General features: G+C 68.3%; 12 protein-coding genes. 8 read left to right on the top strand and 4 right to left on the bottom strand.

The genetic code is table 11. The features are described from left to right. Window positions 1–3 precede the first annotated feature (3 nt). The 5 genes from IC535_RS06765 to IC535_RS06745 all read left to right on the top strand — a co-directional run bounded on the left by IC535_RS06765 (window position 4) and on the right by IC535_RS06745 (window position 4,629). Complete coding sequence (locus IC535_RS06765; RefSeq protein WP_228885511.1) at window positions 4–933, top strand: Flp pilus assembly protein TadD; 930 nt, start codon at window positions 4–6, stop codon at window positions 931–933. Further along, complete coding sequence (locus tag IC535_RS06760) at window positions 930–1,373, top strand: DUF3613 domain-containing protein (RefSeq protein ID WP_228885510.1); 444 nt, start codon at window positions 930–932, stop codon at window positions 1,371–1,373. The genes IC535_RS06765 and IC535_RS06760 overlap by 4 nt, the downstream gene beginning before the upstream one ends. A 4-nt stretch (window positions 1,374–1,377) precedes the next feature. Next, window positions 1,378–3,543 (top strand): TadG family pilus assembly protein, encoded by a 2,166-nt coding sequence (locus IC535_RS06755; RefSeq protein WP_267472936.1) that lies wholly within the window; start codon window positions 1,378–1,380, stop codon window positions 3,541–3,543. Between the two features lie 120 nt (window positions 3,544–3,663). After that, on the top strand, window positions 3,664–4,380 hold the full coding sequence (locus IC535_RS06750) for a DUF2968 domain-containing protein (protein WP_228885654.1): 717 nt from the start codon (window positions 3,664–3,666) through the stop codon (window positions 4,378–4,380). Between the two features lie 48 nt (window positions 4,381–4,428). Further along, window positions 4,429–4,629 carry a hypothetical protein gene (locus IC535_RS06745; protein ID WP_228958660.1) on the top strand — a complete coding sequence of 67 codons (201 nt, stop codon included), beginning with the start codon at window positions 4,429–4,431 and terminating at the stop codon, window positions 4,627–4,629. 11 nt (window positions 4,630–4,640) lie between these two features. Here the strand turns inward: IC535_RS06745 and IC535_RS06740 are convergent, their stop codons facing one another. The 4 genes from IC535_RS06740 to IC535_RS06725 form a co-directional block, all read right to left on the bottom strand. Continuing rightward, complete coding sequence (locus tag IC535_RS06740) at window positions 4,641–5,120, bottom strand: hypothetical protein (protein WP_228885507.1); 480 nt, start codon at window positions 5,118–5,120, stop codon at window positions 4,641–4,643. A gap of 107 nt (window positions 5,121–5,227) precedes the next feature. Next, window positions 5,228–5,719, bottom strand: a complete 492-nt coding sequence (locus tag IC535_RS06735; protein WP_228885506.1) for a GNAT family N-acetyltransferase — start codon at window positions 5,717–5,719, stop codon at window positions 5,228–5,230. A 61-nt stretch (window positions 5,720–5,780) separates the two neighbouring features. Beyond that, entirely contained in the window at window positions 5,781–8,510 is a 2,730-nt protein-coding gene (locus IC535_RS06730) for a TonB-dependent receptor (protein WP_228885505.1), read from the bottom strand. Window positions 8,511–8,641: 131 nt separating this feature from the next. Next, window positions 8,642–9,244 (bottom strand): TetR/AcrR family transcriptional regulator, encoded by a 603-nt coding sequence (locus tag IC535_RS06725; protein ID WP_228885653.1) that lies wholly within the window; start codon window positions 9,242–9,244, stop codon window positions 8,642–8,644. 197 nt (window positions 9,245–9,441) lie between these two features. On the opposite strand from IC535_RS06725, the gene IC535_RS06720 reads away from it, so the two are divergent. The 3 genes from IC535_RS06720 to IC535_RS06710 are packed head-to-tail and all read left to right on the top strand — an operon-like array spanning window position 9,442 to window position 12,441. Continuing rightward, complete coding sequence (locus IC535_RS06720; RefSeq protein WP_228885652.1) at window positions 9,442–10,536, top strand: alkene reductase; 1,095 nt, start codon at window positions 9,442–9,444, stop codon at window positions 10,534–10,536. A 57-nt stretch (window positions 10,537–10,593) separates the two neighbouring features. Then, entirely contained in the window at window positions 10,594–11,382 is a 789-nt protein-coding gene (locus IC535_RS06715) for an SDR family NAD(P)-dependent oxidoreductase (RefSeq protein ID WP_228885651.1), read from the top strand. A 57-nt stretch (window positions 11,383–11,439) separates the two neighbouring features. After that, window positions 11,440–12,441, top strand: a complete 1,002-nt coding sequence (locus tag IC535_RS06710; RefSeq protein WP_228885504.1) for an NADP-dependent oxidoreductase — start codon at window positions 11,440–11,442, stop codon at window positions 12,439–12,441. The last annotated feature ends 86 nt before the right edge of the window (window positions 12,442–12,527 follow it).

Genomic DNA, 12,527 nt, shown 5'->3' with positions numbered 1-12,527 from the left:
CCGATGCCAACCCGCTCCCCGCTCCGCTGCTGCCTGTTGCTGCTCACCGTTGCGCTGAGCGCGGCCTGCAGCAGCACGCTCACCGCCTACCGGCCCGACCCGATGCACCTGGCCCCGGATGAAAGGCCGGCCCAGGACGACAAGCGCATGTACCTGGAGCTGATCGCGCAGATGCAGCGCCAAGGCGCGTACTACGCTTCGCTGGCGCATGTGGATGCCTATCGCCAGCGGTACGGCGATGCACCGGCATTGCGCCTGCTGCAGGCCGATGGCCTGCGCGAAACCGGCCAGTTGCAGGCCGCCCGGGCGCTCTATGCCAGCCTGACCAGCGGCCCGCAGGCAGCGGCGGCCTGGCACGGGCTGGGCCTGCTGGCCGCCCGCGCCGGCGATGCCGCCCAGGCCGAACAGGCGCTGGCACGCGCGGTGCAGCTGCAGCCCTTGAACACCGACTACCTGGGCGACCTCGGCTTTGCCCGGCTGCGCGCCGGTCAACTGGCGCAGGCGCGCGAACCGCTGGCCATGGCCGCCGAACTGGCCCCGGGCAACGTCAAGGCCAATGCCAACCTGGCGGTATGGGCGCTGCTGCGCAACGACACCCGCATGGCCGAGCAGATCATGCGCAGTGCCGGGCTGCCCGACGCGGCCCGCCAGGAAGTGCAACGCCTGGCCACCCAGCTGCGGCAACCAACGCCGGCCCCCGCACCGGTGGCCACCGCCGCGCCGTTGCCGGCGACCGTACCCGCTGCACCCGCACCGCCTACGCCGGCAGCACCGGCAACGCCTGCCGTGGAGGCGCCGCTGCAGATCGCCGTGCCTGCACGCCCACCGGTCGCTGCCGAAGGCCCGCGGCCAGTGCGTGGCGATGCCCGTATTGCCCCGTCGATGCTGGAACGCTTCGGTGGCCCCGACCCTGCCAACGAGAGCACGCCATGACCATCATCGCCGCGCCTGCCGTCCTGCGTTCCGTGCTGGCCCTGGGCTGCCTGCTGGCGTGCACCACCGCGCCGGCCCAGCAACGCCCGCTGACCGGGCAGATGCTGGCCGACCCGGCCGCGCCGGCTGCACCGGTCGAGCGCCCCGCTGCAGCACCGGGCGTGGACCTGGCCGCGCCGGCACCGCCGGCGGCCACATATCCCTTGCCGCCACCGCAGCAGGCATCGCGCGGGCGGCCGCGCAGCCAGATCGGCGATGCCACCCGCGCCGCGCTGCGCCTGCAGGCCAGCGGCGAACAAGCCGGTCCGCGCCTGCCGATCCTCGGCGACCAGGCCACGTTGAGCTATGCGCGCTACCTGAAGAGTTTTGAACACCCCATTCCCGAGTACCTCAAGAACACCGTGCGCAAGGACGGTGCCGGCGCCAGCAGCGGAGAGTGATCCCATGAACCGATCGCGATCGACCCGACGTCCGGCTGCGTCGGCGCGCAGGCGCCAACGCGGTGGCATGTCGGTGACGATGATGCTGGTTATGCTCAGCCTGGTGGCCATGCTCGGGCTGGTCGAGGTCGGCTACCTGTACTGGGCCAAGCGCGATGTGCAGAAGATCGCCGATCTGTCCGCGCTGGCCGGCGCGCAACGGCTGGATCTGTGCAGCGCCGACCGCGCCGACAACAGCGCCGCGCGCAGCAACGCCCAGCAGGCCAACCGCTTTGCCGGCGCTTTGGCCATCCAGTGCGGCCACTGGAATCCCGGCCACGCCAGTACCGACCATTTCCTGGCCAGCACCACGGTCAATGCGGTCAAGGTAGTGGCCAGCCGCCCGGTGCTGCCGCTGTTCGGCCAGGCCTCGGCATTGCCGACGGTCAGCGCACAGGCCGTGGCCACCCGCGCCGCGCCGCTGGCGGTATTCAGCGTCGGCTCGCAGCTGCTGCGGGTCAACGGCAACACCCCGCTGGGCAGCGTACTGCGGTTGGTCGGGGTGGACCTGGACCAGACCACCCTGCTCGGCTACGACGGCCTGGCCCAGGCCAAGGTCACCCCCGGCGGCCTGCTCCAGGCACTGGGCATTCCGGTCGATGCCAACATCAGCGTCGGCGATTTCAATGCCCTGCTGGCCGCGCACAAGGTCTCGCTCGGCCAACTGCTCGACGCCACCGCCAGCGTGCTGGCCCAGAGCGGGGTGGCCCATGCGGACCTGCGGGCCCTGCAGAATGCGCTGGCGGCCAAGCTGGACATCAGCCAGCTCAACATCCAGCTGGGCAGCAATGCGAACAGCAGCGGCCTGTTCGGCAGCATCGTGGCGCCCGACGGCCCGGCCTCGGCCGCCCTGCAGGCGCAGGTCAGCGCACTGGACCTGATCACCACCAGCATCGGCATCGCCAACGGCGGCAAGGGCGTGGCGGTCGACAATCTCAACGTACTCGGCCTGGTCCAGGCCCAGGCGGCGATCATCCAACCGCCCTCGATCGCCATCGGCGGCATCGGCGCACGCGCCTACAACGCCCAGGTGCGGGTCAGCCTGGACATCGACAGCAACAACCTGCTGCTCGGCCTCGGCAAGGTGCTGGGGCTGCTCGGCATCCGCCTGCACCTGCCGATCCATGCCGATGTCACCAACGCGATGGGCACGCTGACCGCCCTGCAATGCGCCGCGCAACCGGCCACCGCCACCATCCAGGTGGAGTCCTCGGTGCTGCGCGCCTGTGTCGGCAAGGTCGACCCCGGCGCCAGGTTCTCCACCGCCAATGTCTGCGAAAACGCGCTGCAGAACGAGCAGTTGCTGACCCTGCTCGGCACTCCGCTGATCAACAACCAGATCAAACTCAACGCCCTCACCCACAGCGAAGCGGTGACGCTGTCGCCGGGGGAAACCCGCTCGACCTGGATCAACGGCGCGCAGATCGGCACGGCGGTGTCGGACCTGGTCGGTGAACTGCTGCGCGTGCTCGGCGGCATGCTCAACCCCGCGCCCAAGGGCATGGACAAGGCCGCCACCGCCAACCAGCTGGCCGAGCAGTTCCTGCAGGCCACGCGCAAGAGCAACGGCAGCTACGACGTGGATGCGGTGATCAACCTGCTGCGCAACGGCTCGACCCCGCTGGGCATCCAGAAGTTCGGCGACTGGGAAGTCAAGAACGGCATGCCCTATGCGTGCGGACTGCTGTGGCTGGCCACCTGCTACAAGGACGGCATGGCCTGGGACGCGTACCGGGTGACGGTCACCGGCGACGGCCTGGGCGCCATCGACGGGCTGGTCGGCTCGCTGCTCGGCGGGCTGGTGATCAACCGCTGCAGCGCGCTGCTGGCCTCGTACAACACCTGCATGAAGGGCAACCTGGCCAGCTACCTGCAGACCGCCCAGGCCGGCATGCTCGACAGCTACCAGGGCAGCGGCAGCGTGGTCGACCCGGGCACCAACGCGGTGGCCTGCAGCGGGCTGCTGTGCACCCTGCTGCGCCCGGTGCTGGAGGGCCTGCTCAAGCCGCTGCTCAACGGCGTGGGCACCCTGCTTACGCAGACCCTGGCGCAGGTGCTGGGCCTGGAACTGGGGCGTACCGACGTGCACCTGCAGGCGGTGCAATGCAACCCCGCGCAGCTGGTGTATTGAGTGCCCGGCAGCCCGCCGCCGGGGATGAAGGACCGCGCAGGCTGCGTGCTAGACTGCTGCGGGGACTGGAAGTACACAGACGAACTTTCACCGATTGAGCCATTCTTGGACGGCCTGATGATGCGAGAGAGAAAAGCGGTTGTTTCCGCCCGCCGGTGCGCGCTTGCCGGCAGCCTGCTGCTGTCGCTGGCCATCGCGCCGCAGGCCCTGGCCGCGCGCGCGGCCAAGGCCGATGCAGCACCGGCAGAGCGCAGTGCGCCGGTGGTCCGCAATACCGTGGACGAACTGCGCCAGTTGATGGATTCGCAGCAGTTGACCGAGCTGCGCACCACCTACAACGGCAGCTACGGCGCCAGCCTGCTGTTCAACAGCAGCACGCTGCAGTATTACGCCGCGCTGTTCCACGAGAAGGACTTCTGGCGGGTGATCAAGACCGATTCGGTCGACAACGCCGAGAAGGTGTACCGCACCTTCGTGCAGCAGACCGAAGAACTGGCCCAGGTGTACATCGACACCACCCGCCTGGAAGCGGGCAAGCGTTACACCGAAAACCTGGTGGCGTTCAACGAGCAGCGCCTGCGCAGCCTGCAGCAGGAAGCCGAACTGCAACGCCAGCAGTCGCTGCAGGTCAGCAGTTCGATCCAGCAGGCCAAGCAGCAGGCGGTCACGCTCAGCACCGATCTGCGCAGCACGCACAGCCAGCTGGATGCGTTGAACCAGCGCATCCAGGCGCTGCAGGCACAGCAGGGCAACCCTGCGTTGTCGCTGCCGGCCCCGGAGACCAGCGCCGACCCGGCGGCAACGCCGACCGGCGAACCGGGCACGCCGCCACGCTGAAGGACAGGTCCGGCCCGTGGTCGGACCTGTTCGTACCGGCACCGCCTCGTGCGGCCATGGGGTAAGAAGGGCCATGAGGTCTACGTGGTGGTCGATGCAGCGGGCGGCACCGCCCCGGCCTGTTCGATGCTGTCCTGCGAACGGCAGCGCGACGGGAACCGCAGCGACACCGTCCCGACCCTCATGAACCTCTTCATTGAAACCGATGCCACCGCCGGTATCCAGTTCTCCTGCGACTGCACCGGGTGAGGCAGCGCGCCTCAGCGGCAGGCGGCGTGCACCAGGTCGTCCATGCGCCGGCTCAAGGCGAAGCTGCGTTGCAGCCCGGCCTTGCGGTAGGCCGCCTCCCGCTGCCGACGCGCGCTATCGCACCGTGCCGGTTGCGCGTGCCACGAAATGACCGCGCCCGGCGGCGCCCTGGGCCGATTCGTTCGACGATGGGGGCGATGCCCGCTGCGGTGCGGCGGGTGTTTCGCAGCACGGACGCGCTCGCGTTCGCGCGCCTTCAGTTCACGCCGGATCGCCTCGATCCGCGCCGCATGCTGGCGCCCGGGCGGCAGCACGTCCACCTCCCAGACCTGCTCGGTGCGGTGTTGCGCACACGGCAGCGACTGGTAGCTGGCCACCCCATCCACGCGGCATTTGTGGATACGCTGCACCGGCGCCTGGGCTCCGGCAGTAGCGGGTAGCAGCAGCAACGCATGCAGCAGCAACAGCAACAACCAACGGCGGGCAGACATGGCGGGCTCCGTGACCTGATGCCAGCATCGCGCGCCGCGCCCGCGGCAACTACGATGCATCGCACGGTTCAACGCCGATCAGCGCAAGCCCTACGAATGTGCGCGGGCTACCCTTGCACGCTTCCCGCCGCCGGCGCCGTCGCTGCCTGCGGCAGGTGGTATTCCAGTACTTCATCGCCCAGGCCATCGATCTCCCCGGTGGGCCGCCAGCCCAGATACCGGTAGAAGCCGTGCGAACGCGCCGCCGGATCGGCGGCGCAGCCCAGGAACAGGCGCTGGAAGCCCCAGCCGCGGAAGTCTTCGACCATGCGCGCCAGCAACCGTGCGCCGATGCCCTTTGCTTCCCAGTCGGGAAGCAGGGCCAGCACGACGATTTCGCCGCTGTCGCGATCGCCAAAGCAATAGCCGACCACGCGCCCGTCCACCGTGGCTACATGCCCCGGCAGCGTGCCATCGGCAATGCCGGCCTGCCAGCTCTCCACGGTGATGCCCAACGCGGCCAACTCGGCGGCGGAGAACGCGTTTTCGCGGGTGCGGCCGCGCAGGTCGAGGCAATCGGCCGCGTCGGCAGGTACGGCATTTCGGTAGACGATGGACATGGAGCAATTCCCGGGATGGCATACAGACTGCGCAGAGCATGCCATTGATGGGGTGCGTCGGTCACAGGAAGCGGTAGTCGAACTCCAGCCACAGCTGGCGGCCGTACGGATCGTAATTGCCGACCGGGTAGAACGGCCAGCCACCGCCGTTCTTGTCGGCCGGCGGGCGGCTGTCGCGCAGGTTGTTGACGATCAGGCCCAGGCTGACGTTGTCGCCCAGCTTGCGGTACACGCTGGCGTTGTAGGTCATGTACGGGGCGATGCGGCCGCTGCCGTCGCTCTTGGGCAGCGAACCGTAGCGGATGCCGTACAAGGTGGCGGTCCAGTCGTTGACCGCCCAGGTCACGCTGCCGTTGACCTTGCTGCGCCACTGGTAGGAATCCAGCGAATTGCGCTGGTCCTGCGCCGGGTCGTCGGCGAACTGGCGGTACGCATGGTCGATCACCAGCGAGTAGGCCAACCGCGCCGACAGCCGCCCGTAACGCCCGGCATCCCAGCGCGCATTGGCCTTCAGGTCGACGCCACGCACCGTTTCGGACGCGGCGTTGATCGGGTTGATCAGCACCCGCACCACCTGGTTGGGCTGCACCGCGGCATCGGCCGGGTTGCGGATCACCCGCGACAACGCGTCCTGGCATTGCGCCGAACCGATGTCGCGCGCTTCACCGCCGACGGTCTGGCCCAGCCGGCAATCGGCTTCATCGCGCAGGATCCGCGACGAATCCAGGTTGGTCACTTCCTGCTCGATGCGGATGTCGTAGTAGTCCGCGCTGACATCCAGGTTCGGCGACGGCGACCAGACCAGGCCGGCACCGTAGGACTTGGCGGTTTCCGGCTGCAGCTGCGGGTTGGCGCCGCTGGTGTAATCGATCGACAGGCCGCTGTAGTCGCAGTCGTCGTAGGCCTGCCCGGCACTGCGGCAGCGCCAGTAGTCGGTCATGCCGGGGTTGTAGCCGCGAGTTTCACTGGCGAACACATAGTTCATGTCCGGCGCACGGAAACTGGTGGCGGCACTGGCGCGCAGCAGCAGGCTGTCCACCGGCCGGAACTCCAGCCCGCCGCTCCAGGTGGCCTTGCCGATATGGTCGCCGGCGGCGCGGTACTGGTCGTAGCGCGCGGCCACGGTGGCGGTCAGCCGCTGCAGCAACGGCAGCTGCAGTTCCACCCCGGCCGCATAGCGGTCGCGCTCGCCGCCGGAACCGATGCCGGCACTGGTGTTCCAGAACTCGCCGCTGCCCAGCCGCGGGTCGGGCCGGTTGCGGTAGCCCTGGCTGCCCGCTTCGAGCACCGCCGCCAGCCCCGCACTGCCGCCGGGCAGGTCGAACAGGCGGCCGTTGACGGTGACGCTGGCCGACTGCAGCCACGCCGCGTTGCGGCTTTCCTGGCTGCCGGACAGGCTGGCGTACTCCTGCGCGGTCAACGGCTGGTACAGCCGCGCCGGGTCCGGGGCGTAGACCTCCACGCCATTGCGGGTGCCCAGCTGCGGCCCGAGCAGGTACGGGTTGATGCCGGCCAGCAGCACCGGGCGGCGGGTGCGGTTTTCGTAGCGCGAGCGGCTGTAGGCGGCCTCGTAGTCCCATTCCGAACCGCCCAGGCTGCCACGCGCGCCGACGTTGAACGACCACGACGATTCCAGGAAGCGGTTGGCATTGCGCTGCACGCCGCCGATCTCCTCCGGGGCGAAGCGCCGGTACCAGCTCTCCAGCTGCCCGCTGTTCTGGTTGTAGAAGTAATTGCGCGAGGAGGTCCAGGTCGGCGCGCGGGTGTTGTTGTAGATCCGCGCGGTGCCGATGGCCACGTCGGCGAACAGTTCCTGGCGGTCGTTGAGGTGCCAGGTCAGCGCGCTGTAGGCATCGATGTTGCGCTTCTCGGTCTGCACCGTCCAGAACGTGGCAGAAGCCTCGTTGCTGCCGCAGTAGGCGCCCTGCCGCGGGTTCTGTGCACGGAACACACTGCCGCCGTACAGGCCACTGACGGCATCGCAGCCGGCGGCACCGGGATCGATGTTGCGGCCGGTGCTGGCGTTGCGCCGGTAGGCCACTGCGGTAGCCAGCGGCGCCACCCCGCGCGGATCGTCGCTGAGCGAGTCCATGAAATCGCGCTGCGAGCCGTAGATCGCCTTGCGGTTGGCTATTTCCAGCCCGAAGATCGCATCCCAGCGTTCATTCGAACTGCCGCCCACCACCTGCAGGCGCTGGTTGTCGCCGCCGCCCTGCTCGGTAGTGCCGGCCTTGAGGTTGATGCCCACGCCCTGGTAGGACTTCTTCAGGATGATGTTGACCACCCCGGCGATCGCGTCCGAACCGTACACCGCCGAGGCGCCACCGGTTAGCACTTCGATGCGGTCGATCAACGCGCTGGGGATGTTGGCCAGGTTGACCACGTTGACCGAGCCTTCGTAGGCCAGCGGATAGTCCGACTGGCGGCGCCCGTTGACCAGCACCAGGGTGCGGTTGGGGCCGAGCCCGCGCAGGTTGATGGTGTTGGCGGCCGGGGTGAAGGTATTGCCGAAGTCCTCGCCCTGCACGTTGCCGGTGTTCTCGGTCAGCGCGCTGAGCGCTTCGAAGGCGCTGCGATACCCCTGCGCCTGGATCTGCTGCTGGGTGATCACCGTGACCGGCGACGGGCCTTCCACGCTGGCGCGCGGAATGCGCGAACCGGTGATCTTCACCGCCTCCAGTTCGGTCGGTGCGGCGCCTTCGGCGGCGCCGGTCAACGGGCTGATGGCAAGCAGCGGCAACAGGGACACAACCAGGGGCCGCAGGCGCAGCAGGCGACGAAGCAGGGACATGCAGGTTCCAGAGTGGGAGGAGTCACCCCGCCGCTGGCGCGCGTTGGCCATGCCGGGGGAGGCAGGCCAGTCTGCTGAATGGGCACCTGCGGCGGAAATGACCGACCGCGATATCCATAGTGGCTTTGCGCCTAAGTCGCGGGTGCGCCCTGCTGCGGCGCCGGCGCCGGCAGCCCGGCCAGCACAGCGGTGCGGCAGACATCGAGGATTTCGTCGGCCAGCGGCGAATCGTCAGGACACGCGCGCGACAACACCAGCGCGCCCACCACCTGCGCGATCATCCCGATACGCCGGGCGCGTGCGTCGGCGTCGTCGTTGCCGTCCTGTGGCGGGCCCGCGCCATTTGCCAGGCCGTCCAGCATGCTTTCCAGGCCGGCCGCAAAAGCCGCCCTGGTGGCCGCCGGCTGGCGCGCCGCATCGCCGCTGAGCGCGGCCATCGTGCAGCCGTCGGCACGGTTGTCCCGGTGTTTCCGGGATAGGTAGTGGCTGACGAAATCCTGCGCGTACAGGCCGTCGACCCTGGCGGTGCCCTGTTGGAAGCCGCAGCTGGCCGCTTCGGCCATCAGCTCGGCCTTGGAACGGAAATGCTTGTAGAAGCCGCCATGGGTGAACCCGGCAGCGGCCATCAGGTCGGCGATCCCCACCCCGTCGTAACCGCGCTCACGAAACAGATGCGAGGCCGTCGCGACGATGTGCGCCCGATTCGCCTGTGCCTGCGCCTTTGTCACCTTCATGTGCCGGACCTCGCTGGATGTTCCACCCTTAACGTCGCCACTATACATTGATGTCAACCATCATCAAACCCGTTGACACCAAAGATTATGATCGACATCATTAATAAACCCTCCCGCTTCCTCATGGGAACGGCGGCACGCCAGTACATCGCCGCCGCGAACCGCCCCTTCCCCGTACAACGAAACCGTAGATGACCATGACCGAGCAGACGCTTTTCGAGCCCTATGCCCTGGGCCCGCTCCAGCTTTCCAACCGAATCGTGATGGCCCCGCTGACGCGCAACCGCGCCGGCGCCGGGCTGGTACCCGGCGAGCATGCCGCCACCTATTACAGCCAGCGCGCTTCGGCCGGCCTGTTGATCACCGAAGCCACCCAGATCTCGGCGCAGGCCCAGGGCTACCAGGACACGCCCGGTCTCTACACCCAGCCGCAGATCGATGGCTGGCGCAGGGTGACCGACGCCGTTCACGCCAAGGGCGGGCGGATCTTCGTGCAGCTGTGGCACGTCGGCCGCATCTCCCACGTCGACCTGCAGCCCGGCGGCGCTGCCCCGGTCGCGCCCTCGGCCATCCGCGCGGAGACCAAGACCTTCGTCAACAATGGTTTCACCGATGTCTCCGCGCCGCGTGCGCTGGCCCTGGATGAGCTTCCGGGCATCGTCGAGGACTTCCGCAAGGCCGCGGCCAATGCCATCGCCGCAGGGTTCGACGGGGTGGAACTGCACGGCGCCAACGGCTACCTGCTGGAACAGTTCATCAAGGACGGCGCCAATACCCGCAACGACGCCTATGGCGGCTCCATCGAGAACCGCGCCCGTCTCCTGCTGGAAGTCACCGCCGCGGTGGCCGGAGAAATCGGCCCCGAGCGCACCGGCGTACGGATCTCCCCGGTCTCGCCGGCCAACGGTATTTCCTGCAGCGATCCACAGCCGCAGTACGACTACATCGCCGGGCAGCTCAGCGCGCTGGGCATTGTCTATCTGCATGTCGTGGAAGGCGCCACCGGCGGCCCACGCGATGTGGCGCCGTTCGACTTCGATGCATTGCGCAACCGTTTCAGGCACGCCTACCTGGCCAACAACGGCTACGACCTGGATCTGGCCAGCGCCCGCCTGGCCCAGGGCAAGGCCGACCTGTTCGCATTCGGGCGCCCCTTCATCAGCAACCCCGACCTGGTCGAGCGACTGAAGACCGGCGCCGCCCTGGCTCCACTGAACCCCGCCACGCTCTATGGCGGGGGCGCGGCCGGCTATATCGACTACCCGTCGCTGGACGGCGGCAACGCCGGCTAAGCACAGCCCATGCCGCATGCCGCGGCATGGGCTCACCATTCAAACAAGAAGAAACCCATGACCACTCGACACACCGTTCTCATCACCGGCGCTTCCACCGGCATTGGCGCCGTCTATGCCGAGCGTTTCGCTCGCCGTGGCCACGATCTTGTCCTGGTCGCCCGCGACAAGGCGCGCCTGGAGATTCTCGCCACCCGCCTTCAACAGGAAACCGGCGCCAATGTCGACATTCTCCCCGCCGACCTGACCCAACCGGGCGACCTGGCCACCGTCGAGGCGCGGCTGCGCGAGGACGCCGGCATCCAGACCCTGATCAACAACGCCGGGGCCGCGCTGTCCGGCCGCTTCATCGATCAATCCACCGAGGATGTCGCCCGCCTGGTCACCCTCAACACCACCGCGCTGGTCAGGCTGGCCAGTGCCATTGCCCCGCGCCTGGCGCAGGCCGGCACAGGCGCGATCGTCAACATCGGCTCGGTGGTCGGCCTGGCACCGGAATTTGGTATGTCCGTCTACGGCGCCACCAAGGCATTCGCGCTCTTCCTGTCCCAGGGGTTGAGCCTGGAACTCGCCCCCAAGGGCGTCTATGTGCAGGCCGTCCTGCCTGCCGGTACCCGCACCGAAATCTGGGACCGCGCGGGCATCGACGTCAACACCCTTTCCGACCTGATGGACGTCAACGACCTGGTCGATGCGGCCCTGGTCGGCTTCGACCGTCGCGAAGCAGTCACCATTCCGCCGCTGCAGGATGCCGCGAACTGGGAGGCATTGGACGGCGCCCGGCGCGGCCTGCTTGCCGACCTGCGGCAGGCACAGGTGGCCGGACGCTACCAGCCTGCACCCTGACCACGCACAGCCACGGCCCGAGCCACTGTCATCCACCCATCGCGAGGAAGCATCCCCATGAAAGCATTCGTCATCGAGCGGTACGGGAAGCAGCAGCCGGGCCATGTCACTGAGGTGGCCGAGCCGCAGGTGGGAGACGACGACGTCCTGGTCCGGATCCACGCCGCGAGCGTCAACGCGCTGGACCTCAAGATCAGAACGGGGGAGTTCAAACTCATCCTGCCCTACCGCCTGCCCTTGATCCTGGGTAACGACCTGGCCGGCACGGTAGTGCGGGTGGGCGCCGCCGTCGGAAACTTCCGTCCTGGCGACGAAGTCTACGCGCGCCCGGACGATGACCGCATCGGCGCGTTCGCCGAGTTGATTGCCGTCAAGGCCTGGTCGCTGGCGCCCAAGCCCGGGAATCTCGGCATGGGCGAAACCGCCTCGCTGCCCCTGGTGGCGCTGACCGCCTGGCAGGTGCTGGTGGAAACGGCGAAGCTGAAAAAGGGACAGAAGGTCTTCATCCAGGCCGGTTCCGGTGGCGTAGGCACCGTCGCCATCCAGTTGGCCAAGCATCTGGGGGCCTTCGTGGCGACGAGCACCAGCACGGCCAACGTCGAACTGGTGACGTCGCTGGGCGCAGACCGGGTCATCGATTACCGCAAGGAAGACTTTGCCAGCGTGCTGCATGACTACGATGTGGTGCTGCACAGCCTTGGCAACGATGAACTGAAGAAATCGCTGCAGATTCTCAGGCCCGGCGGGCACCTGATCTCCATCTCCGGGCCGCCCACCCCGGCATTCGCCGCCGCGCGGGGATTGGCCTGGCCGCTCCGGCAGGCAGTGCGCCTGCTCAGTTCCGGCATCCGGCGCAAGGCAAAAAGGAAGAGCGTTACCTACACCTTCGTGTTCATGCGCGCCGACGGGGCGCAGTTGCGCCAGATCACCGCGCTGGTGGAGGCCGGCTCGATCCGCCCGGTCATCGACAAGGTGTTCCCGTTCGCCGACACGCATGACGCGCTGGCCTACGTGGCAGGCGGACGTGCCAAGGGCAAAGTCGTGGTGCAGATGATCTGAGGCCCCTGCGGATGCGGGCGGGCCGCCCCATCAGAACCGTTCCGCCGGACGTTGCGTCCGGCGGAACGCCTGGTGTTGCTGCAGCG

It is taken from the genome of Stenotrophomonas rhizophila (assembly GCF_020857975.1).
In the GTDB taxonomy this organism is placed as follows: domain Bacteria; phylum Pseudomonadota; class Gammaproteobacteria; order Xanthomonadales; family Xanthomonadaceae; genus Stenotrophomonas; species Stenotrophomonas rhizophila_C.
The sequence above is the reverse complement of the archived record's forward strand: the minus strand, read 5'-3'. Positions and strand labels throughout refer to the sequence as shown.